A 20838-nucleotide genomic window follows, 5' to 3' on the forward strand; every position below is an offset into this window, starting at 1 on the left:
GGCGCCCAGCAGGCGCCCCGTTTTCAATTTCCGGTCTTTGTCCGTTGGCGTGTTCCGGGCCATACCGAAAGGCCCTGCGCCCCAAGCCGGTCAGTCCAAGCCGGTCAGTCCAAGTTGGTCAGTCGGCGCAAGGACGGGGCCTTGCGATTACTTCGACAACTTGATCCATGTGGTCTTGAGCTCGGTATATTTATCGAGCGCATGCAAGGACTTGTCCCGCCCGATCCCGCTTTCCTTGAAGCCGCCGAACGGCACGGTCATGTCGTCGCAGTCATAGCAGTTCACATAGGTCAGACCGGCCCGCAATTCCTTCGCGGCGCGATGGGCGGTGCTCAGGTCATCCGTCCAGATCGAGGAGGCCAGCCCGAAGGGCGTGTCATTGGCCACGCGGAGTGCCTCGTCCACATCCTTGACGGTGATGACCGACAGCACCGGCCCGAAGACCTCTTCCTGCGCGATTCGCATGTCATTGCGCACATGGTCGAAGATCGTGGGTTCCAGATAGCAGCCTCCGCTGTCCATGCAGACACGTTTGCCCCCCGTTGCAAGGGTCGCGCCGTCTTCCTGCGCGATATCGACGAAGCCCAGAACGCGCGTCGTGTGGCGTTCGTCCACCATCGCACCAAAACGGGTTGCCGGATCAAGCGGATGACCGGGGGCGAAGGCTTTGCTTTGCGCAAGAAGCACATCGACCACCTCGTCATGAACGCTTTCCTCGACGATCAGGCGGCTGGGGCAGGTGCACATTTCCCCTTGGTTGAAGAAGGCGGAATTGGCCGAGGTTTCGGCGGCGTGGCGGATGTCGTGATAGCTTGACAGGATGATGTTGGGGCTTTTGCCGCCCAGTTCCAGCCCGATCTTTTTCAGGTTCGAACGCGCGGCATATTCCATATAGAAGCGCCCGACCGCAGTCGAGCCGGTAAAGAACAGCCCGTCCACATCCATATGCAGCCCCAGCGCCTTGCCCGTTTCCGGACCCCAGCCGGTCACCACGTTGAACACGCCGGGCGGCACACCCGCTTCCAGTGCCAGTTCGGCCAGCCGGAGCGCAGAGAGCGACGAGTTTTCCGATGGTTTCAGCACAACCGAATTGCCTGCCGCCAATGCAGGCGCGACTTTCCAGCTGGCCATGAGCATCGGGAAATTCCACGGCACAACCGCAGCAACCACGCCCAGAGGCTCGCGGCTGACCAGCGCCAGCGTGTCCGAAGGGGTGGGGGCGATCTCGTCATAGATCTTGTCGATCGCCTCGCCATACCATGCAAAGCAATTCGCCACCGCGCGCACATCAATCGAGGTGCTGTCGGCAATCGGCTTGCCCATGTCCAGCGTTTCCAGCAGGGCCAGTTCGTCGCGATGGGCGCGGACCAGATCGCCCAGACGGCACAGCACGGCCTTGCGTTCGGCAGGCGCGCGCTTGGACCAGCGGCCATCCTCGAAGGCGCGTCGTGCTGCCGCGACGGCCAGATCGACATCTTCCTGACCGCAATCCGCGACCTGCGCGAGGGTGCTGCCATCAACCGGCGAGACCGAGGCAAAGCTGCGCCCCGAAGACGCCGCCACAAATTTCCCGTCAATCAGCGCCTGTGCACGGATCGTCAGATTCTGACGGGCATCAAGCCAGTCCTGATGCGTTTTGAGTGCCATCTGAAGACCCCCATGTTGAAATTGGTATTACATTTTCAAAAATAGTATCACATTTTTTAGAAAGCAATATCATTATATCCGCTGCTCATGGCTGCGGTTTCGGGTCAAACATGGTGATCCCGATACGGGCGGCGCGGTTTAGTGCAAAAGCGGCTGGGTGCGCTGCGCCTCTTTTTGTAGCTTCTCGCGACCCGAGCGCACAATCCCGTCGCGGATATCATTCTCGATGGCCACCACAAGCGCCATCGGGTCCCGCTGGCGCAAGGCATTCAGGATCTCTTTATGGCGGTCCACGCTGTAATATTGCTTTACCTCGCGCACCACCTGCCGCTGGAACGGCCCTAATTGCAACCACACACTTTCAATCAGCGGGATCGCTTGGGAATTGGGGTTGGCGGCATAGAGGCGGCGGTGGAAATCATGGTTCAACTGGGTCAGATCTTCCGTGCGATGCTCCAGAACGGCCTGATCCATTTCATCGTCCATTCTGGTCAAGTCGTTGATAATGACGTCAGAAAAATAGGGAAGGGCACGTTCGGCCGCGTGGGTTTCCAAGGTGATCCGGAGTTGGATCAGCTCTTCGAAACGCCCCGCTTTCATATGCGGGATCGACAGGCGGCGATTGTTGAGAACCTCGAGCGCATTCTCCGAGCTGAGCCGCCGGATCGCCTCGCGCACAGGGGTCGGGCTCAGATCCAGATAGGAGGCCAGACCGCGTATGGTCAGGTTGGTTCCCGGAGCAATCGCGCCCAGCATGATGGCATTGCGCAAGCGCAGATACGCATATTCCTGCACGGTCAATCCGGGGGCTGCTTTGATATCGGGGAGGTTCAGGTCGCTTGTCTTGCTCATTAAGCGCTACGCTTTTCCGTGCCTTGAAATGTTATGTCACCACCGTGTCAGTTGACTGGAAGTGAAAAGAAGATACAAGTCAGAAAAATGATATCACATTTTTCGAATCAGTATCGCATTTGGGGGGGAGCGATGGAACGACAGGATGCGAATCTGTGGTTGCAAGACCATCCGGAGATCGAAAGCGCCCTTGTGACGGTCTGCGATCTGAACGGGATGCTGCGCGGAACGCGCGTTCCTGTGGCGCAGATCGGCAAGCTCTGCGATGCCGGATTGCGGATACCTCTTGCGGCTTTGGGGGTGGATGTCTGGGGGGAGGAGATCGCGCAGCAAGATCCGCTTTTCCCCTCCCGCGAGGCCATCGGACGCGGTGGCATGATCGAGCGCGGGCTGTTACCGATGACATGGGCCGATCCGCCCGCCATCCTTGCCCCGATGACGCTTTCCTGCGCGAATGGCGATCCCTTTCCGGCGGATCCACGGCGCGCCCTTGAAGAGATCACCCGCCGTTTCGCCGCGCTTGGCCTGACCCCCGTTGTCGCGACCGAGCTGGAATTCTACCTCGTCAATCCCGAACCCGATCTGCCGGAACCTCCGAATTCGCCGGTTTCGGGCAAGCAGCTTCACTCCGATGATGTCTATTCCGTCGATGAACTGCTGCATTTCGATAATTTTCTCAGCGATGTTTTCGATGCCTGTCGCGAGCAGGGCATTCCCGCCGATGCGGCGATTTCCGAAAATGGCGCGGGACAGTTTGAAATCAATATGATGCATGTCCCCGACCCGCTGCGCGCCGCCGATGATGCGATCTTGTTCAAGCAGACGGTGCGGGGTGTAGCCCGCAAGCACGGCCTTGCGGCGACCTTCATGGCCAAGCCCTATGGTGCGCTGTCGGGCAGCGGCTTCCATGTCCATTTCTCGCTGATCGACAAAGACGGTCGCAATGTGTTTGACGATGGCGGGCCGCAGGGCACGGATCTGCTCTGGCATGCGGTGGCGGGGCTTTTGCATACGATGGCCGAATGCACATTGACCTTTGCGCCGCACGAAAATTCCTATCGCCGTCTGGCGCCGGGGTCGCACGCGCCTTCCGCCATTGCATGGGGCTATGAAAACCGCACGGTCGCGGTGCGTATTCCGGGCGGAAGCCACAAGGCACGCCGGATCGAACATCGCGTTGCCGGTGCGGATGCCAACCCCTATCTGGTGCTGGCCAGCATTCTGGGCGGGGCCCTGATGGGGATCGAGGGCAAATGGGACCCCGCCGCCCCGATTACCGGCAATGCCTATGATCAGGATCTGCCGCATCTGCCGCTGGACTGGGCCTCTGCAATCGAGGCCTTCAAGGTCGGGGCGCATGTGCCCGCGATCTACAACCCGCAGCTTCAGCGTATGCTGACGGCCTGCAAGACGCAGGAATTGCGTGTGTTCAACCGCCGCGTGACCGATTTCGAATATCACACCTATCTGGAGACCGTCTGATGAATGCGATGACCGCTTCCTATGCTGGCGCGGGCCAGCACACCGGCAGCTATTATGCTGCCTCGGCCAACCCGTCGCCCCGTCGCCCGCAACTGACCGGCGATCAGGATATCGATATCTGTATTGTCGGTGCGGGATATAGCGGGCTGTCGGCGGGGCTGTTTCTGGCCGAGAAGGGCCATCGTGTGGCGATTGTCGAGGGCGCGCAGGTCGGCTGGGGGGCCTCGGGGCGCAATGGCGGGCAGATCGTGAACGGTCTGAACGCCTCCTTGCAGACCATCGAACGGCGCTATGGCCGCGATACGGCCTCTTTCGTGGCGGGGCTCGTGCAGGAGGGGCAGGAGATCATCCGGGACCGGATTGCCACTTATGACATCCGTTGCGATCTGAAAAACGGCAATATCTTTGCGGGCTATACCGCCGCGCATATGCGCGAACTCGAAGAGCGCAAGGCGCTTTGGGAGAGCTATGGCCATCATAATCAGGAAATCCTGAGCAAAGCGCAGCTGCGCGAGAAAATCGGTTCGGATGTGTTCTCCGGCGGGATGATCGACCATACCGGCGGGCATATGCATCCGCTCAATCTGGCGTTGGGAGAGGCTGCGGCATTCGAACAGAATGGTGGCGTGATCTACGAGCATTCGCCGGTAACCTCGGTCGATACCGAGGCCGCGCGGCCCGTCGTGCGCACCGCCAAAGGCAGCCTGACCTGCAAGACACTGATCCTGTGTGGCAATGCCTATCTGGGGAAGGTGGTGCCGACGCTGGAATGGCGGGTGATGCCGGTCTCGACGCAGATGATCGCCACCGAACCTCTGGGCGAGGCACTGGCGCAGGAAATCCTGCCGGGGGACGAATGTATCGAAGATATCCGCTATATCCTCGATTACTTCCGCCTTTCGGGGGATAAGCGGCTGATTTTTGGCGGCGGGCTTGTCTATGGCGGCACCGATCCGGCGGATATCGAGGCCAAGATCGTGCCGAACCTCAAGAAGGTCTTCCCGCAGCTGTCCAATGTGAAGATCGATTACCGCTGGTCGGGCAATTTCGCACTGTCTTTCTCGCGCGTGCCGCAGATGGGCCGGATCGGTAGCAATACCTATTTCGCACATGGCTATTCCGGTCACGGGGTCACTGGCGCGCATCTGTTCGGGCGGATCCTGTCCGAGGCCGTGGATGCCGATCTGTCGCGCTTTGATACCTTTGCCAAAATCCCGTGGATTCCGTTCCCCGGCGGGCGGACCTTCCGCGTGCCTTACACGGTCATGGGCGCGTGGTGGTATGCGCTGCGCGATCGTCTGGGTATCTGACCACCGTCCGTTACCTCGTTTTTCAACCCTCGCGCCCCGAAGGGGCCGACACCCCAAAGCGGCACGCCACTGCCCGACGCGTGCCGCAACAAAAACAAAGGGCCAGAGAGGAACTAACCATGGAACAAATGACGCGCACCATTCTTGCGTATCGTAATCATCCGAAAGCGGCATGGGTTCTTGCCAGTGTGCTCGCGGTGATTGCCTTTTTCTATTATCTCTACGTCACCCATACCCCTGACACGTCCTGGGGCGCGCTGAGCCTTTTGCCCACGCTGCTGGTTCTTGTCATGGCCATTGTCACGCGCCGTCCCTTCGAGGCGCTGATCATTGGCGGCTTTGCCGGCCTGATCATGCTGGGCGGGGGCGATCTGATCGCGCATTTCTCAGACCGGCTTTCCAGCGTGATGGGCAGCGAGACCATCGTCTGGATCATTCTGGTCTGCGGCTTGATGGGCGGGCTGATCGCGCTGCTGGAGCATTCGGGCTGTCTTGGCAGCTTCTCGTCATGGCTGCGCACCAAGATCAAATCCCAGCGCCAGTCACTGGTGGTGACGGCCATGATCGGGGTGATCGTATTTATCGATGACTATCTGAACTGTCTGGCCGTCTCGTCCTCGGTCAAGAAGCTGACCGACCATTACAAGGTCTCGCGCGAGAAGCTGGCCTATATCATCGATTCCACCGCAGCGCCGATGTGCGTCATCGTGCCGGTCTCGACTTGGGCGGTGTTCTTTGCGGGGCTGCTGGAAGAAAACGGGATTGCCGCAAGCGGCAAGGGCCTGTCGCTCTATCTCTCGGCGATCCCTTTCATGATCTATGCATGGGTCGCGCTGATTCTCGTGTTTCTGGTGGCTTTCGGCGTCATCAAGGATTTCGGCCCGATGAAAAAAGCCGAAGCCCGTGCCAAGGCCGGACAGCCGATCCCGCCCGATTTTCAGGGCACCGAAATCGAGGCCGTGATCTATGACGGCAAGAAGATGAGCAATGGCGTCGGCATGTTCAACTTCCTCTTCCCGATGGTGCTGCTGGTTGTGGCGACGATCTATTACGAAATCGACCTTCTGCGCGGCGTGCTGCTGACGCTGGTGGCCACGGTCGGACTGTATTACCTGCAGGGCCTGCTAAGCTTCGAGCGCCAGATGGAAGCCATCTTCGACGGTTTCAAGGTCATGCTCTATCCGTTGTCGACGGTGATCGCGGGCTTCCTGCTCAAGGATATCAATGACGCTCTGGGCATGACGCAATATGTCATCGAGTCGCTGACCCCCTTGATGAGCAAGGAACTTCTGCCCGCGCTGGTCTTTGTCTCGCTGGCTCTGGTGGTGTTTGGCACCGCATCGAGCTGGGGCGTGTTCATCATCGCCATTCCGATTGTCGCACCGGTTGCACAGGGCATCCATGCCAATATGGCGCTGGTGATCGGCGCGCTCCTTTCCGCATCTTCCTTCGGCAGCCACGCGTGTTTCTTCAGTGACTCGACCGTGCTTGCCGCGCAAGGGGCAGGATGCTCACCCATTTCCCACGCCTTCACGCAATTCCCCTATGCGTTGTTCGGCGCGGTTGTCACGGTGGGCGTCTTTCTCGTGCTGGGCTACGTGATGGCCTGACACGAATGGGGCGGAGGGCTGCGCGGGCAGGTCTCCGCCTCTGGTCTTTCTGGCAGTGAGTTTCAAAGGAGTGGCCATGAAAATCGGAATTTTGCAGACGGGCACCTCGCCTGATGAGCTGAAGCCTATTCACGGCGATTATGATGACCTGTTCAAGCGGCTCTTGGCAGGCAAGGGCTTCAGCTTCGCGACATGGCGCGTTCTGGATGGCGAACTGCCGCACTCGGTGCATGATGCGGATGGCTGGCTGATCACGGGGTCCAAATTCGGGGTCTATGAGGATCACCCCTGGATCGCCCCGCTCGAGGCCTTTCTGCGTGCGGCCTATGCGGCGCAAGTGCCGATTGTGGGTGTGTGTTTCGGGCACCAGATTCTGGCGCAGGCCCTTGGGGGCAAGGTCGAGAAATTCGCGGGCGGCTGGTCCGTCGGGGCCACCGAATACCGGATGGAAGATGGCAGCAAGCAGATGATGATGGCCTGGCATCAGGACCAGGTCGTGGTGCCGCCGCCCGAGGCGCATGTGATCGGGCAATCCGACTTCTGTGCCAATGCGATGCTGGCCTATGGTACGAAAGCCCTGAGCGTCCAGCCGCATCCCGAATTCAGCCCGAGCTTCCTGAGCGATCTCCTCGAAGCCCGTCAGGCGGTCCTGCCGCCCGAGATTGCAGAACGCGCCTATCAGCGTCTGGATGTCCCGCTCAGCTCGGACCGCTTTGGCGAGAAGATTGCGGATTTCTTCAAGATGCCCAGATAGGTTCTGCCGGTTTGAAAACGCGATGCGCGCGGTCTTGCCAAGGACCGCGCGCATTTTTGTGTCTGCCATAGGGGCCGCTGTCTGGTGCGGATCGGCGCTGTTGCAGGGCGGGGGGCTGGCCAATCTGGGGACAGCCCCCGCGCCCGACAGGTGCGGACCGGCGGGGGGAGCGCCGATCGCACGGGAGAGTCTTGGGCCGCGCCCTTACACGCTGGGGAAGGTCGCCACCGCCAGCACGGCAGAGGCCGATCCCAGCAGCAGGACTGCAGACGAGAACAGCGTCACATTCGCATCGCATTCGCCCAGAATGGGCAGCATGAAGGGGGTGACACCGTTCACCTCGTCCACCAGCGAAAGCTGAAGGCGCTTGCGCAGGAAAACCGCTGTCCAGAAGCCGCCATAGGCGCAAAGGGCCAGAATGGCGGGCACCCAAAGCCGCCAGCTGTCATCGCCTGCGGTCCAGATCAGATACAGCGAGACAAGCCCGATATACACATAGGACATCACCTGCCAGACGCAGTGGAAGCGCGCATGCGAGGTCCAGGAATGGTTGAACCAATGGGTTTTATTGGTGTCGAACGCGAAGGGAATCGCGCTGTAGCCCAGCGTCGATACGGTCAGCAAAATCTTGGCTGCCAAAAGCATAGGTGATCCTCCCAGATGCTATATATGGGCCGCTCCTCAACGGCTCTGCACCGTAATGTGGTGCACTGTATCGCAATGTGGTAAAATCGCGAAGTGATGTCAAGCGACAGTTTTTGAGATAGATCAAATTTCTCCGCGCCGGTGGGGACGCGGAACGGGGCCTGGTGCTGCCTTGAATCTCGGTAAGTTGCGAAGAATTCGCGACAAAAAAGGGCCTTTTGCCCTATGCGGGGGCGGCGGCGCGGCGGAAGGATTTTGGGCCCCGCAGGGTGCGCGCAGGGCGCAGGGCAGCCCCGCAGGGCACGAGGCTCTGGGGGACCGCTTGGCAATACAGTGGATCGGGGTGGGTGTTCAGACGGTGGCGCCGAAGGCGTCCTGCACCCGCTTGCGGAACAGCAGAAGCGCCGCCTTGACGGCAGCGGCATGGCGTTCAAAACGGAATTTCGGCATCGCCACGCCCAAGGCGAGGTTCTGGCCGTTGATCACCGGCAGGGTGATCGCGATGGCGCAGGTCTGTTCCGAGAATTCCTCGTTATCCAGAAACAGTCCCGACTGCGCCTGGGTGCCGACCTGGTCCAGAATGGCTTGCGGATCGGTCAGCGTGTGTTCGGTAAAGCGCTCGGGAGCCGCGCCCAGACGGGCAAGGGCGCTTTCGCGGCCCATCTGGGACAGATGCGCCTTGCCATTGGCGCTGGAGTGGATGGGGTGTTCGCGCCCGACATAGGACAGCACGCGGATGCCTTCATGCGCGGCCAGCTGTTCGATCACGATAGCCTTGCCATGATCAAACAGGGTGAGGTCGATATTCTCGCCCACCTCGCGATGCAGGTCTTCCATCAGCGGGCGCAGAAGCTGGCGGATGTCGATCTGGACCTTCGCCCCGAGACGCGCCAGTTCCATGCCCAGCGAAACGCCCTGATGGCCTGCCGTCTTGGCCAGAAGCCCCTCGGCATGCAGGGCGGCGACCAGTCTTTGCACGGTCGATCGCGCCAGCCCTGTGGCTTTGGCGATTTCGCCCAGACTGGCTCCCGGATTGTCCGCTACCACGCGCAGAACGAAGACCGCCCGACTGATCGACTGGCCATCTCTGACCCGGTCCTTATCGCTCACCTGACTCTCCTTTGCGCGGCTTGATCTGTGTTCCAGCTATCGCGCCCCTAGGGTGAACGCAAGCATCCCGCCGCCGGAACGCAGAAAACGCGCCGGATTCTTGCCGCAAGCGCCGGAAACCGGCAGGATCTTACAAGAATTGCGGTGCAAGCGCCTGAGTCAACGCATCCTGCCGCCCCTCAACGATCTGGGCCAGAATCTCGCCTGTGGTCGGTCCAAGGGTGAAGCCCTGATGGCCGTGGCCGGTATTGAGCCATAGCCCCGCCTCTCCGGCGACCGGCCCGACCATCGGCAACATGCCCGCAAGGCAGGGGCGGTGCCCGTGCCACAGGCTGTCGGGAACGGCCTCGCCGATCTCCATCAACTCACCCGCCGCCTGACGGCCGCGTTCCAGCTGCCTGAGGCAGCGCGGGGCCGAGGCGGCGGTCAGCTCGGCGCCGGTGGTGATGCGCAGCCCGCGCGTCATCGAACTCAGCACGATGCCGCTATCGACATCCACATAGGGGCGGCTCAGGGTCTGGGCGGTCCGGTAATGCCCGTGATAGCCGCGTTTGAGGATCATCGGAACCCGCCGCCCGAACCGCGCCAGCAGCGCAGGCGACCACGGCCCCAGGGACACTACCGCCTGTTCGGCATGGATCTTGCCGTCGGAGGTCATGACCGACCAGCCCTGCGCAGGCTCTCGGGTCAGGGTCATGGCCTCGCCGGTGACGATCTGCCCGCCGCGTTCCACGAAGAGGTCGGCATAGGCGCGGGTCAGCGCGCCCGGGTCCATGCTGCTCCACGGGCTGGTCCAGAGCACCATACCCGCGACCTCGCCGGTCAGGGCGGGTTCGGCGGCCTGAAGCTCGGCGCGGCTATGGGTTTCGAAGGGGATGCCATATTCCGCCTCGATCCTTGTGGCATGGGCCTGTGCCGCCTCCAGCGCCTTGGGGCTGCGATACAGTTCGCCCATTCCGCTGCGCCGGATCAGCGGTTCCGCGCCCGAGGCAGAGATCAGCGGCGCATGGTCGAACAGCGCGCGCCGGATCAGCTCGACATAGCTGGCCGCTGCGCGCTTATGCGCGGCCGGAGCCGAGGCACGGAAATAGCGCCACAGGTTCGGCAGCATCGGCAGCACATGTCCGAGATGCCAGACGACATCATTGCTTTGCCCGCTGGCATAGCTCCACAATGTCGCCAGATCGCGGGGGATGGCATAGGGTTCGACCGCTTCGGACTGGATGACGCCCGCATTGCCGTGGCTCGTCTCCAGGCCGGGGGCCTGACGGTCGATCAGGCATACCTCATGTCCGCGTGCCTGCAGGGCAAGGGCCGATCCGACGCCCACCATTCCTGCGCCTAAAACAATAAAGTCAGTCATCTATACAGTCTTTCCGGCCTGAATGCGGCTGAATATGTATCCCTGTATTCGCCATAACCATCAAGCCGATTGTTTGCCGCCCCGTCACAAGGCGCGGTAATGGGCCGGACCACGCCGCCACAGGCAGGGTGTGGCGGCGTGGTCCGCGCAGGGCGCGGAGCTGTGTTTCAGGCCCCTATGGGCCCGTCGTTCATACCCGTCGTTTAAAACAGATGCTCGACCTCTGGCGCGGGGACGAAGCGCCAGTTGCGGCGGGGGCCTGCCATGACGTTGAGATAATACATCTCGAACCCGTGCGGCGCACCGCAGGGATGGTGTCCGCGCGGCACACAGACCACATCGCCATCCCTGACCGCCATCACCTCGTCCAGTGTGCCGTCATCGGTATAGACGCGCTGCACCCCCCAGCCCTGCGCCGGATTGAGCCGGTGATAATAGGTCTCTTCGAGATAGGTGATGCGGGGGAAGTCATCCTCGTCATGGCGGTGGCTGGGATAGGACGACCAGTTGCCCGCAGGGGTGAAGACCTCGGTCACCAGCAGGCTGTCACAATACGGTTCGGCCTCCATCGCGATATTGTTGATGAACCGGCTGTTGGACCCTTCCCCGCGTTGGGTGAGGGTGATGTTGTCCGGCCCGATCCGGCGTGCTTCATGGCCGCCCTTGCCCGGTGCCTGACAGACGGCGATGGTGCAATCGGTCTGAGCGACGGCCTCCCAATCGCTGCCATTGGGCAGATAGAGGCAATGCGGCGGGGTCTTCTCGAAGACATCCATCCGCTCGCCCAGAACCCCCCAGTCCTTCCCTGCGCCGCTCACCGCAGCGCGGCCCTCGACCATGACAAGGATCACTTCGTTGGACCCTGTCGCCTCATGCGCGCGGTCGCCCGCTTTCAGCCGGTAAAGCGAGAACCCCACATAGCGCCACCCTGCCGAAGCCGGTGTGATGTCATGGACCTTGCCGCGTGTTCCGAACGGCTTGTGCTGCAAATTCGACATTCTACTCTCCTCTTGCTCCGGCGCGTTTCCGCTGCCGGGCCTCCTCCTGTTTCAGGTTAGAACATGGGGTCCGCGTGGCTTCAACCCGCGCAGGGCGGGTATCGCAAAGGTGTCGTTGGCCTGTTTTTGCAAAGCCCGATTGTGGAAGGTCGTTTTGGAAGGCACTTTCAGCAAGGCGCCTTCAGCAAGGTCTGTGAGGAAGGTCTGTGAGGAAGGCCCATGCAAAAGCTCACGCAAAAGCCCGGCCAAAAGGCCGGGCTTGCGTCTGAAAAGCAGGCGGGTTTGCCGGCAGGGGGATCAGTTGGTCGTGGTGGTGGTCGAGGACGAGTCGTCTTCAGCCACAGCGATCCCGACAGCAACGGCCAGAACCAGGCCGCCCGCAATATAGGCACCAGCGCCCACGCCCGGCAGGCTGGTCGGACCGGCAAGGCTGTCTGCGCCTTGAGCATGTGCGGTGGAAGCGGCAGTCAACAGCGCGAGAGCGGCGAGAACTTTTTTCATGGGTACACTCCAGTTTGGACAGCAATCACGATTAGGGTAGCAGGCTTAGGGTCACTTTCAATTTTTCTTGTGCAGCGGCGCGCGTTTTTTCGCTCATGCAGAAAATGCCTGTGTCCTATTGCCCGGTCTTTCAGCGGATAATCTGCCGGAAGCGGACATAGCCAAGCCGCGGCCCGCCCCATTGGCGGGACTGCCAGAGCGCCCCATCCGCCTTGCCCAGCCAGTAATCATTGACGATCCGCCCACCCTCGGGCGATGTGCAGCGTTCCTCAAGGTGACGCGTGGCGTGATTTTCACCAAGAATTTCAACCGTCTCGTCTGGTTGTGCCGTCAAGGTGCATTGTAGCGTCAGGCGGATTTCGGAATAGTCGTCGGCGCGGATGACGTAGTGGCGTTCGCCGCCATGTGCCGGACCCATCCGGCCCTGTGCGCCGATCGGCGCGGAGGCCGAGAGCAGATCGAAGCCCAGCCCGCGTGACGCAATCAACACACCATTCCGAAAAGTAAAGGTCGCTTTGTCGGAGCTTTGCCATGTCACCACGGTTCCGGGCAGCGAATCACTCTGCCGCGTAGCGGGGGTGACATAGCCTGTCAGGCCGGTCCGGTCGGGGGTGACCTCCATGACCGGCAGGCCGACCTGTGCAAGCTGGGCGCGCGAAAGCTGCGGCGGGGCAGGCTGGCGCGACTGTTTCAGGGCGGTCATCAGGCTCTTGCCGATCACCTCTTCGCCTTTGGGGACCTCGACCCCGCCCGAGCAGGCGGCAAGGGCGGCCAGCAACACGACCGGTAGGAGAGCGGAGAACTTCATTGCCAGAACCCTGCCTTCTGTTGTGTCAAGCTCGTTGCATCCTTGCCACGAACAGAGTTGTAAAGCCGTCCGGGCACATCGAGCCGCTGACCGCCATCGCGCTGGACCGGACGGATGGTCAGGCCATAGTTGCTGCGATTGGCATCCCCCGTCAGCCAGTCGATCGGAATGCTGAAGCGGATACCCTTGTCAAAAGACCCCTCGCCGAAGTCGTCGGACGAGACATCGGTCACGGTCACAAAACCACCCACGGACCAGCCATTGTCGAAGATGCGGTCAATCGACAGGGTCGCGCCATAATCGCCGGCCAGATAGCGCCCGGCATCGACCTCCAGCAGATAGTCGTCAAAGCGGTAATAGGCCGAGACATGGCCGGTCACCACGTCATAATCGCGGAAGCCCAGAAGCTGGTCATAGTCGCGTTGCTTGGCATAGTTCAGCTCGACCCCCAGCCCGAGGGGATTGTCGGCCTGTTTCCACAGCACTTCGCCCGAGACCCCGCCATACATCTGTTCAAACAGGCCCGCGCTGGCACGGGCGTAAAGATCGGGGGCCAGTTTCCAGTTATGCTGCAGATAGAGGTTCTGCACCGTGCTGTCATATTTCGCATATTCGGTCTGGTCGGTGCGCACATGCGGCAGCACCGAATCCGAGCCGCGCCCGTCCTTGATATTGCCCCAAGCGCGCTGGCGCAGCGTGCCCGCCAGCGTCCAGCCCTGTGCGAATTGCCAGCTGGCGCCGAGCTGCGCCCCGACATCCAGCCGGAACGGTTTGGAAGGGTCGAAATAGCCGGGCTTGGTATAGGGGGTCAGCGACCACGAGAATTTCGGGTAGAGATCCTCGTTCCGGCGTGCCTGTGCGGCAAGGGCAGGGGCATCCGTGATGCGGGCCTTGGCCCAAAGCGCGTCGGTTGCGTCGGGAAGATATTCGGTGTTCTCCAGCGTACTGCGGTCAATGTTGAACGCCGAGCCCGCCATCCCGTCCACCATCGGAACGATGTGGAATTCCTCAACCGTCGCAGGCAGATAGCGCGCCAGTGCCCGTGCAACCCGCCCCACAGCCAGCGTTTCGGCCTGATGGCGGGTATTGCGGTAGCGCAGCTCGGCGCTGCGCAGATGCAGCGTCACCGATTCAAGGATCAGGCCGTCTTTGGCAAGCGCCGCTTTCAGATCGGTGTAGATTTCGTCATGCACCGCCTCGCTCTGGACCCAGGAGGGATCCCAATCGCTGGCATCGGCCCATTGGCGGCGCGGCGGCACCGGATCGGGGGCGGCCACGGCAATCGGGGTGATGGCATGGCGCGGATTGAGCTGGAGTTGCGCATTCACCCCCACGATCGAGCCGTAAAGATAATAGGCCCCGACGCGTAGCTGGTCCGAGACCTGATACTCGGCCCCGAAATTGAAGGCGCTCTTGCGCTCGAACACATCCGAGGCCTCTGTTTCGGTTTCATAGCGGTCCGAGGAATATTCGGCCTTCACGCTCCAATTCGCGCCGCTGTCCCATTCCAGCCCCGCAAAAGGGGCGACATCGCCACGGAACCACTGATCGGTCGACAGTTTGCCGCCGCGGCTGTTGCTGTCATAGGACGGACGGTCGCCGGTCGAGGTGATCGCCCCGAAAGACCCGAGCCGCCCCCAGCCAAGCCCCGCGCTGACATGCAGGCGGCCTTCGTTATTCGGGCCGAAGCCGGGCGTGGCAAAGCTTTTCCCCGCGACGATATATTCCGAGGCATTCAGGCCGGTTCCGGCGAAATCCTGTAGCCCCAGCGTGATCTGGGGCGTGTAATGCCCCTCTTTCAGCAGGCGCAGGCGCAGATCGAAGCTGCGGTCGTAATAGGTGTCGAACCCGTAAAGATCGAGATCCTTGATCCCGCTATAGCGGAAGGTGGCCGAGAGCCACGAGAAGGCTTGAAAGGTCAGGTTATAGCGCGAGATGCCACTGGTATAGGAATAGCTGAATGCGGTCTGGCCGTCGGGCAGCATCTCGGCGGATGGCATGTCGATTCCGCCGGGCACCCCGTACATGTTCAGCGATGCGGCCGGAGGCTGGGTGAAATGCAGGTCGCGACTGTCCTGTGCCCGCGCCGGCAGACAGGCCCCACAAAGAAGGGCAGCCGTGATCGCGCTGCGCCATGCGGACGGGTGGTTTTTCACAAGGTTCAACCTTCATTGCCAGACGTGCTGTTCACCATAGAGCACGAAGCCGTGAAGCAGCGCAACCGCTGCTATGCGTTTTCGCCCTTCGCAGGGGCCTTGCTGGCGGGGCGTGTTGTTGTGGCGCCGATAAATGAAGCGGTTGAATTCGGGGACAAAGCCCCCGATATCTGGGCGGATGATGGACAGGAGGCCCGACAATGAGCGTGCAAGAGGCAGCAATCAATCCGGCAATCATGCATCCGCAAGTGCTGGAGTTTCTGAAAACCCGCCGCTCGCGTCCGGCCAAGACGCTTGTGGCGCCGGTGCCCGATGACGCGGCATTGCAGCCGATGCTGGAGATCGCGGCGCGTTCGCCCGATCATGGCAAGCTGGAGCCTTGGCGCTTTATCGTATTGCGTCGTGCGGCGCTTGAACGTCTGGCCAAGGCCGCGACGGCGGCTGCACAGGCCGAAGGTCTTGCCCCCGTTGACGTCGAAAAGGCGGCCAAGCAGTTCGGGGACAGCCATCTTTGCGTGGCCGTGATCAGCGCCCCCGTTGACAGTGCCAAGATTCCGCAGATCGAACAGACCCTGTCGGCAGGGGCTGTCTGTTACGGGCTGCTCTGCGCCGCGCTGGCGTCGGGGTGGGGGGCAAGCTGGCTGTCGGGCTGGGCTGCGCATAATGCGGCTTTCGGGCGCGATGTGCTGGGGCTGGCAGACGGGGAATGGGTGGCGGGCTTTGTCCATATCGGCACCGAGGGCGTTACGCCCGTTGACCGCCCGCGCCCCGATCTGGCGCGCATCACCAGCTATGTGACCGAGTAAGGGCCAGCCCATGATCTTTTCGTCGATCCGCCATGCTGTGGAAGATGTGTTCCGGCCCGGCGCCTTGAAAGTGCTAGGGCTGGGCGTCGGGCTTTCGGTCGGGCTGCTGGTGCTTGTCACGGTGCTGTTCACATGGGTTGTGGGGGCGATCACCCCCGACCATTTCACCTTGCCTTTCACCCATTACCAGATCGGCTTCGTCAATGATGTCGCGTCGCTGGCCACCATCGGGCTGATGCTGGTGCTGTCGATCTTCCTGATGATCCCCGTTGCCTCGGCGTTTACCGGCCTCTTTCTGGAGGATGTGGCGGCGCTGGTCGAAGAGGCCCATTACCCCGACCTGCCGCAGATCCGCAAATTCACGCTGGCCGAGACCATCGCCGATAGTTTGCGCTTTCTGGGCGTGGTGATCGTGGCGAACCTTGTCGCTTTCACGGTCTATTTCTTCATTCTGCCCTTTGCACCGCTGCTGTTTTTCGGGCTGAACGGCTATCTGCTCGGGCGGGAATATTTCCAGATGGCGGCGGCGCGCCGTCTGCGCAAGGAACAGGTGCAGGCGCTGTATCTCAAGCATCGCTGGACGGTCTGGATGACCGGCGCGCTGATGGCCGTGGTGTTGACCATTCCGGTGGTCAATCTGGTGGTGCCGGTGCTCGGGGCGGCGACCTTTACCCATCTCTATCACCGCCTGACGGGGCAGGTGCCGAGGCCGCGGGTTCTCTCCTCGCTCTAGCTGCCTTCACGGCAGGGGCCCGCGCCATGTTGCCATTTTCTGGCGGTCGCATAAAACTGGCCGCCAAGGGGCGGTTTGGGCCCGTTTGGAGGATCATCTATGAAACGACTCGAGGGCAAATCCGCCCTGATCACCGGCTCGGCGCGCGGCATCGGGCGGGGCTTTGCCGAAGCCTATATCCGCGAAGGCGCAAGGGTGGCGATTGCCGATATCAATCTGGCCGCCGCCGAAGCGACCGCCGCCGAGCTGGGGCCGCAGGCCTATGCGGTCGAGCTGGATGTGACCTCGCAGGACAGTATTGACGCCGCGATTGCCGCTGTCGTGGCGACGGCGGGCAAGCTGGATATCCTGATCAACAATGCCGCGCTGTTCGATGCGGCGGAAACGGTTGATATTACCCGCGCAAGCTATGACAAGCTTTATGCCGTCAATGTCGCGGGGACGCTGTTCACCATGCAGGCGGCGGCAAAGCAGATGATCGCGCAGGGGCATGGTGGCAAGATCATCAACATGGCCTCGCAGGCGGGACGCCGTGGCGAGCCGCTGGTGCTGGTCTATTGTTCGACCAAGGCGGCGGTGATCTCGATGACGCAATCGGCAGGGCTGAACCTCATCAAGCACGGGATCAATGTCAACGCCATCGCCCCCGGTGTGGTGAATGGCGAACATTGGGCGCATGTGGATGCGATGTTTGCCAAGCTGGAGGGCAAGCCGCTTGGCCAGAAAAAGGCCGAGGTCGAGGCCGGTGTGCCCGCAGGCCGCTATGCCGAACCGTCGGATCTGTCGGGAATGGCGGTGTTTCTGGCCTCCGAAGAGGCGAATTACATCGTCTCGCAAACCTATAATGTCGATGGTGGCCAGTGGATGAGCTGAGGCTCTGACGCGCTGCGGCGCATCCAAGGCACGGCAGGCCTTCTGCATGTCGTGCCTTTTTGCGTTTCCCGAAGGCGTTCGGGGCCGCGTGCGCGCAGACCGATCGCCTCGGGGCGCGTCAGGATGCCGTGAAGCTGGCCGCGTTTTCGCGAAAGACCAGATCGGTGTGGTCTGCCATGCCTGCGGCCCGTGAGGAAGCCGGTGAGGGAGCCTGTGTGGAATACTGTTCCGCGAGGGCCTGCATCTGTGCATGGGCCGGAGATTTCTGGCAGACAGGGTCTGCGGCGGCCGCATCTCCGGCGATGGCCAGCGCCTGACACCGGCAGCCACCGAGATCCTTGAGCTTGTGTTCACAGGACCGGCAGGGCTCCTGCATCCATTCGGTGCCGCGATAGGCGTTGAAGGCGGGGCTGTCATACCAGATCTCCCGCAGCCCATGGTCCCTGACCGACTGGAAGGTCAGATGGGTCAGGGTCTGGGCCGCATGACATGGCAGAACGGTGCCCTCCGGCGTGATGTTCAGCCCGACAGAGCCCCAGCCATTCATGCAGCGTTTCGGGAAGTCACCGTGGTAATCGGCGGGTACGAAATCCACAACCAGCGTGCCTTTCAGCCTGATGCGCGCCTCGCGGACAAGGCGCTCTGCCTCGCGGGCCTGTTCGCGGGTGGGCATGAGAGGGGCACGGTTGCGCATGGCCCAGCCATAGAACTGCACGATGGCCACCTCGATCCGGCGCGCGCCCAGTTCGACGGCCATCTCCAGGGCACGGGGCAGCTGGTGCAGGTTCTGACGATGCAAGACGCAGTTCAGCGTGAGCGGCAGGCCAAGCGCACCGATCCATTCTGCCGTCTGCATCTTGCGGTCGAACCCGCCGCGATAACCACCGATCCTGTCGGCCGTGGCGGCATCCATTCCCTGCAACGAGAGCTGCACATGGTCCAGCCCGGCCTCTGCGAGCGCGGTCAGCCGCGCTTCGGTCAGGCCGATCCCCGAGGTGATGAGGTTGGTATAAAGCCCCGCTGCCCGCGCCCCTGCAACCAGATCGGCCAGATCCCGCCGCGCGGCGGGTTCTCCACCGGAGAGATGCAGTTGCAAGACGCCCAGATCTGCGGCCTCGTGGAAGACACGCAGCCAGTCCTCTGTCGCAAGCTCGCGGTCTTTCGCGGTCAGTTCCAGCGGGTTGGAACAATAGGGGCAGGAAAGCGGGCACCGATGGGTCAGTTCGGCCAGCATGGCCATCGGGGGCGGGATCTGGCTCATGCAACCTCCAGAATACGGCGCGCGGCAAGCGTGGAGATGAACCCCGCCACATCCGGTGCGATTTCGTCTTCTGGCGCATCGTATTTCGTGGCCAGCCGCCCGACAAGGGTTGCGAAATCTGTGTGGTTGTCGATCTCGGTCAGGATGGCATGGCCGATCTCGTCCAAGGCAATGGTTTTTTCCGGTGCCAGCAGGACCCAGCGGTCGCGCACGCGGTCACGGTGCAGGCGCACACCGCGCGGGATCACCGGCACGGCCGTCGCCGCGATCATGCCGCCACCGCCCGCAGATATGTGCCGGGCTGCCAGCCGCCGGGGGGGATGCGCGCAGGCGTGACATAGGCCGAATAAAGCGCGTCCAGCTGCGCCCAGAGCACATCCGTCTTGAACTCCAGCGCCGCCGCCGCCGCATCCTGTTTTTCCTGCGTGTCGGCATGGTCCAGCACCCATTGCAGCCCGAAGGCCACGTCTTTCGGGGCCTCGGACAGGCGGCGCTTGAAATAGGACAGGGCGCGCTCATCCGCAAAATCATAATGTTGCAGAAGCCCTTCGATCCTGTTGGCATGAATTTTCGGGGCAAAAAGTTCGGTGAGTGAAGAGGCCACCGCCTCCAGCAGGGTCTTGTCCCGCACAAAGCGCAGATAGGCGTCGCAGGCGAAGCGGGTCGCCGGAAGCACCCCTTCCCGCGCGGCGACATAGGCGCGGTCGAGGCCGACGGCATCGGCCAGACGCAGCCAGCGTTCAATCCCTCCCTCGTTTTCGCCATGCCCGTCATGATCTTCGATGCGCGAGCGCCAAGCGCGGCGCAGGGCAGGATCTTCGACACGGCTCATGAACGCGGCATCCTTCATCGGGATCGTGTGCTGGTAGTAATAGCGGTTGATCACCCATGCCCGCACCTGATCGGGGGTGCAGCGGCCCCCATGCAGCAGGTCGTGAAAGGGATGTTTGTCATGATAGCGTTCGGCCCCGATCTGGCGCAGGCGGGCTTCGAACTCTTCGCGTGTCTGGGTCATAAGGACACCTCCATCCCGTCCCGTCCGATGATCCAGCCCTGCGCCTGAGCGATGGCGGTCTGGGGCGAGGCGGGGTCCAGCACGGGATTGCTGTTATTCATATGGACGAAAATCTTTTTCGCGATATTCAGGCGGGCAAGCTGCGCCATGCTGCCCTGTGGCCCCGAGATGGAGATATGCCCCATGCGCTGGCCGGTTTTCTGGCTGAGCCCCGCCGCGATCATCTCGTTATCGGTCCATAAGGTGCCGTCGAACATCACCAGATCCGCCCCTGCCAGCTTTGTGGCCAGCCAGTCGGGCACATGGGCGCAACCGGGAATGTAATAGGCGCGCCTGCCGCCCGCACGCAGCTCGACCCCGACGGTCTGTTCGCCCAGAAGGCCGGTCTCGACCTCTGCGCCTTCCAGATAAAGCGGCACTTTCCCCGGCACGGCGAAGAGTGTGGCGCTTAGGTCTGGGGCCAGGTCGAAAGGCTGGTCAAGCCGCACGGCGGTCCGCGTCACACAATCGGCGCGCAAAGCATCAAAGACCGGATTGGCGGCCAGCGTTCCGTGAATATCGGCTGTGGCGAAAAGCGTGAAAGGCTGGCTTTCGCGCAAGACCAGCAGGCCCGCCACATGATCGATATCGCCATTGGTCACCAGAACCGAGCGCAATGGCAGCTCCCGCAGCCCTGTCGGATGCAGTTCGGGTGTGGCCGCCAGCTGCGTACGGATGTCGGGAGAGGCATTCAGCACCGCCCAATCCCGCCCGTTCCCGCTGACCGCGACCGAGCTTTGCGTCTGTGGCGCAATGCGGCCTTCACGTGCCGCATTGCAATTATCACAACCGCAGTTCCATTGGGGCAAGCCGCCACCGGCTGCCGCACCGAGGATGCGTAGCTTGATCGACATGGTGCAGGCCCCAGCGTTCAG

The 20838-nt window shown here is 62.0% G+C and carries 21 protein-coding genes; 8 read left to right on the forward strand and 13 right to left on the reverse strand.

Going from position 1 to position 20838, the window contains the following annotated elements; genetic code table 11:
• Window positions 1-147: 147 nt before the first annotated feature.
• Together RPE78_RS16660 and RPE78_RS16665 are read right to left on the reverse strand one after the other, a co-directional pair.
• Window positions 148-1647 carry an aldehyde dehydrogenase gene (locus RPE78_RS16660; protein ID WP_330629599.1) on the reverse strand — a complete coding sequence of 500 codons (1500 nt, stop codon included), beginning with the start codon at window positions 1645-1647 and terminating at the stop codon, window positions 148-150.
• Between the two features lie 138 nt (window positions 1648-1785).
• Window positions 1786-2499, reverse strand: a complete 714-nt coding sequence (locus tag RPE78_RS16665) for a GntR family transcriptional regulator (protein ID WP_330629600.1) — start codon at window positions 2497-2499, stop codon at window positions 1786-1788.
• Window positions 2500-2631: 132 nt separating this feature from the next.
• Here RPE78_RS16665 and RPE78_RS16670 point away from each other — a divergent pair, with 132 nt between their 5' ends.
• From RPE78_RS16670 to RPE78_RS16685, 4 genes are all read left to right on the forward strand, one after another.
• Window positions 2632-3981 (forward strand): glutamine synthetase family protein, encoded by a 1350-nt coding sequence (locus RPE78_RS16670; RefSeq protein WP_330629601.1) that lies wholly within the window; start codon window positions 2632-2634, stop codon window positions 3979-3981.
• Window positions 3981-5291 carry an FAD-binding oxidoreductase gene (locus tag RPE78_RS16675; RefSeq protein ID WP_330629602.1) on the forward strand — a complete coding sequence of 437 codons (1311 nt, stop codon included), beginning with the start codon at window positions 3981-3983 and terminating at the stop codon, window positions 5289-5291. The genes RPE78_RS16670 and RPE78_RS16675 overlap by 1 nt, the downstream gene beginning before the upstream one ends.
• A 119-nt stretch (window positions 5292-5410) precedes the next feature.
• Window positions 5411-6901 carry a Na+/H+ antiporter NhaC family protein gene (locus tag RPE78_RS16680; RefSeq protein WP_330629603.1) on the forward strand — a complete coding sequence of 497 codons (1491 nt, stop codon included), beginning with the start codon at window positions 5411-5413 and terminating at the stop codon, window positions 6899-6901.
• A gap of 76 nt (window positions 6902-6977) precedes the next feature.
• Complete coding sequence (locus RPE78_RS16685) at window positions 6978-7655, forward strand: type 1 glutamine amidotransferase (protein WP_330629604.1); 678 nt, start codon at window positions 6978-6980, stop codon at window positions 7653-7655.
• Window positions 7656-7859: 204 nt separating this feature from the next.
• Here the strand turns inward: RPE78_RS16685 and RPE78_RS16690 are convergent, their stop codons facing one another.
• From RPE78_RS16690 to RPE78_RS16720, 7 genes are all read right to left on the reverse strand, one after another.
• The gene (locus tag RPE78_RS16690) at window positions 7860-8300 is read right to left on the reverse strand and encodes a hypothetical protein (protein ID WP_330629605.1); all 441 of its coding nucleotides are present in this window, start codon (window positions 8298-8300) and stop codon (window positions 7860-7862) included.
• 351 nt (window positions 8301-8651) lie between these two features.
• Window positions 8652-9410, reverse strand: coding sequence for an IclR family transcriptional regulator (locus tag RPE78_RS16695; protein ID WP_330629606.1), 759 nt, complete (start codon window positions 9408-9410; stop codon window positions 8652-8654).
• A 130-nt stretch (window positions 9411-9540) separates the two neighbouring features.
• Window positions 9541-10773, reverse strand: a complete 1233-nt coding sequence (locus RPE78_RS16700; protein WP_330629607.1) for an FAD-dependent oxidoreductase — start codon at window positions 10771-10773, stop codon at window positions 9541-9543.
• 203 nt (window positions 10774-10976) lie between these two features.
• Entirely contained in the window at window positions 10977-11771 is a 795-nt protein-coding gene (gene iolB, locus RPE78_RS16705) for a 5-deoxy-glucuronate isomerase (protein WP_330629608.1), read from the reverse strand.
• Window positions 11772-12068: 297 nt separating this feature from the next.
• Window positions 12069-12272, reverse strand: coding sequence for a hypothetical protein (locus RPE78_RS16710; RefSeq protein WP_330629609.1), 204 nt, complete (start codon window positions 12270-12272; stop codon window positions 12069-12071).
• A gap of 130 nt (window positions 12273-12402) precedes the next feature.
• Window positions 12403-13080: a YjbF family lipoprotein gene (locus RPE78_RS16715; protein ID WP_330629610.1), complete on the reverse strand. Its 678-nt coding sequence runs from the start codon at window positions 13078-13080 to the stop codon at window positions 12403-12405.
• Window positions 13077-15236, reverse strand: a complete 2160-nt coding sequence (locus RPE78_RS16720; RefSeq protein WP_330629611.1) for a YjbH domain-containing protein — start codon at window positions 15234-15236, stop codon at window positions 13077-13079. Before RPE78_RS16720 ends, RPE78_RS16715 begins: the two co-directional genes overlap by 4 nt.
• A 15-nt stretch (window positions 15237-15251) precedes the next feature.
• On the opposite strand from RPE78_RS16720, the gene RPE78_RS16725 reads away from it, so the two are divergent.
• The 4 genes from RPE78_RS16725 to RPE78_RS16740 all read left to right on the forward strand — a co-directional run bounded on the left by RPE78_RS16725 (window position 15252) and on the right by RPE78_RS16740 (window position 17648).
• Window positions 15252-15440 carry a hypothetical protein gene (locus RPE78_RS16725; RefSeq protein ID WP_406721727.1) on the forward strand — a complete coding sequence of 63 codons (189 nt, stop codon included), beginning with the start codon at window positions 15252-15254 and terminating at the stop codon, window positions 15438-15440.
• Window positions 15437-16042 carry a nitroreductase gene (locus RPE78_RS16730; RefSeq protein ID WP_330629613.1) on the forward strand — a complete coding sequence of 202 codons (606 nt, stop codon included), beginning with the start codon at window positions 15437-15439 and terminating at the stop codon, window positions 16040-16042. Before RPE78_RS16725 ends, RPE78_RS16730 begins: the two co-directional genes overlap by 4 nt.
• A 10-nt stretch (window positions 16043-16052) precedes the next feature.
• On the forward strand, window positions 16053-16775 hold the full coding sequence (locus RPE78_RS16735) for an EI24 domain-containing protein (RefSeq protein ID WP_330629614.1): 723 nt from the start codon (window positions 16053-16055) through the stop codon (window positions 16773-16775).
• A 99-nt stretch (window positions 16776-16874) separates the two neighbouring features.
• Window positions 16875-17648, forward strand: coding sequence for an L-iditol 2-dehydrogenase (locus RPE78_RS16740; protein WP_330629615.1), 774 nt, complete (start codon window positions 16875-16877; stop codon window positions 17646-17648).
• Window positions 17649-17766: 118 nt separating this feature from the next.
• Here the strand turns inward: RPE78_RS16740 and pqqE are convergent, their stop codons facing one another.
• Genes pqqE through pqqB form a run of 4 tightly spaced genes read right to left on the reverse strand, consistent with a single transcriptional unit; the run spans window position 17767 to window position 20817 of the window.
• Window positions 17767-18909 carry a pyrroloquinoline quinone biosynthesis protein PqqE gene (pqqE, locus tag RPE78_RS16745; RefSeq protein WP_330629616.1) on the reverse strand — a complete coding sequence of 381 codons (1143 nt, stop codon included), beginning with the start codon at window positions 18907-18909 and terminating at the stop codon, window positions 17767-17769.
• Window positions 18906-19181, reverse strand: a complete 276-nt coding sequence (pqqD, locus tag RPE78_RS16750; RefSeq protein WP_330629617.1) for a pyrroloquinoline quinone biosynthesis peptide chaperone PqqD — start codon at window positions 19179-19181, stop codon at window positions 18906-18908. Before pqqD ends, pqqE begins: the two co-directional genes overlap by 4 nt.
• Window positions 19178-19924 (reverse strand): pyrroloquinoline-quinone synthase PqqC, encoded by a 747-nt coding sequence (gene pqqC, locus RPE78_RS16755; protein ID WP_330629618.1) that lies wholly within the window; start codon window positions 19922-19924, stop codon window positions 19178-19180. Before pqqC ends, pqqD begins: the two co-directional genes overlap by 4 nt.
• Window positions 19921-20817 (reverse strand): pyrroloquinoline quinone biosynthesis protein PqqB, encoded by an 897-nt coding sequence (pqqB, locus tag RPE78_RS16760; protein WP_330629619.1) that lies wholly within the window; start codon window positions 20815-20817, stop codon window positions 19921-19923. The genes pqqC and pqqB overlap by 4 nt, the downstream gene beginning before the upstream one ends.
• Window positions 20818-20838: the final 21 nt, after the last annotated feature.

The organism is Thioclava litoralis (assembly GCF_045278885.1).
In the GTDB taxonomy this organism is placed as follows: Bacteria; Pseudomonadota; Alphaproteobacteria; order Rhodobacterales; family Rhodobacteraceae; genus Thioclava; species Thioclava litoralis.

Bases quoted from the DNA above. Each gene is read 5' to 3' on its own strand.
- RPE78_RS16660 (WP_330629599.1), bottom strand. From the start codon at position 1,647: ATGGCACTCAAAACGCATCAGGACTGGCTTGATGCCCGTCAGAATCTG.
- RPE78_RS16665 (WP_330629600.1), bottom strand. From the start codon at position 2,499: ATGAGCAAGACAAGCGACCTGAACCTCCCCGATATCAAAGCAGCCCCC.
- RPE78_RS16670 (WP_330629601.1), top strand. From the start codon at position 2,632: ATGGAACGACAGGATGCGAATCTGTGGTTGCAAGACCATCCGGAGATC.
- RPE78_RS16675 (WP_330629602.1), top strand. From the start codon at position 3,981: ATGAATGCGATGACCGCTTCCTATGCTGGCGCGGGCCAGCACACCGGC.
- RPE78_RS16680 (WP_330629603.1), top strand. From the start codon at position 5,411: ATGGAACAAATGACGCGCACCATTCTTGCGTATCGTAATCATCCGAAA.
- RPE78_RS16685 (WP_330629604.1), top strand. From the start codon at position 6,978: ATGAAAATCGGAATTTTGCAGACGGGCACCTCGCCTGATGAGCTGAAG.
- RPE78_RS16690 (WP_330629605.1), bottom strand. From the start codon at position 8,300: ATGCTTTTGGCAGCCAAGATTTTGCTGACCGTATCGACGCTGGGCTAC.
- RPE78_RS16700 (WP_330629607.1), bottom strand. From the start codon at position 10,773: ATGACTGACTTTATTGTTTTAGGCGCAGGAATGGTGGGCGTCGGATCG.
- iolB (WP_330629608.1), bottom strand. From the start codon at position 11,771: ATGTCGAATTTGCAGCACAAGCCGTTCGGAACACGCGGCAAGGTCCAT.
- RPE78_RS16710 (WP_330629609.1), bottom strand. From the start codon at position 12,272: ATGAAAAAAGTTCTCGCCGCTCTCGCGCTGTTGACTGCCGCTTCCACC.
- RPE78_RS16715 (WP_330629610.1), bottom strand. From the start codon at position 13,080: ATGAAGTTCTCCGCTCTCCTACCGGTCGTGTTGCTGGCCGCCCTTGCC.
- RPE78_RS16730 (WP_330629613.1), top strand. From the start codon at position 15,437: ATGAGCGTGCAAGAGGCAGCAATCAATCCGGCAATCATGCATCCGCAA.
- RPE78_RS16735 (WP_330629614.1), top strand. From the start codon at position 16,053: ATGATCTTTTCGTCGATCCGCCATGCTGTGGAAGATGTGTTCCGGCCC.
- RPE78_RS16740 (WP_330629615.1), top strand. From the start codon at position 16,875: ATGAAACGACTCGAGGGCAAATCCGCCCTGATCACCGGCTCGGCGCGC.
- pqqE (WP_330629616.1), bottom strand. From the start codon at position 18,909: ATGAGCCAGATCCCGCCCCCGATGGCCATGCTGGCCGAACTGACCCAT.
- pqqD (WP_330629617.1), bottom strand. From the start codon at position 19,181: ATGATCGCGGCGACGGCCGTGCCGGTGATCCCGCGCGGTGTGCGCCTG.
- pqqC (WP_330629618.1), bottom strand. From the start codon at position 19,924: ATGACCCAGACACGCGAAGAGTTCGAAGCCCGCCTGCGCCAGATCGGG.
- pqqB (WP_330629619.1), bottom strand. From the start codon at position 20,817: ATGTCGATCAAGCTACGCATCCTCGGTGCGGCAGCCGGTGGCGGCTTG.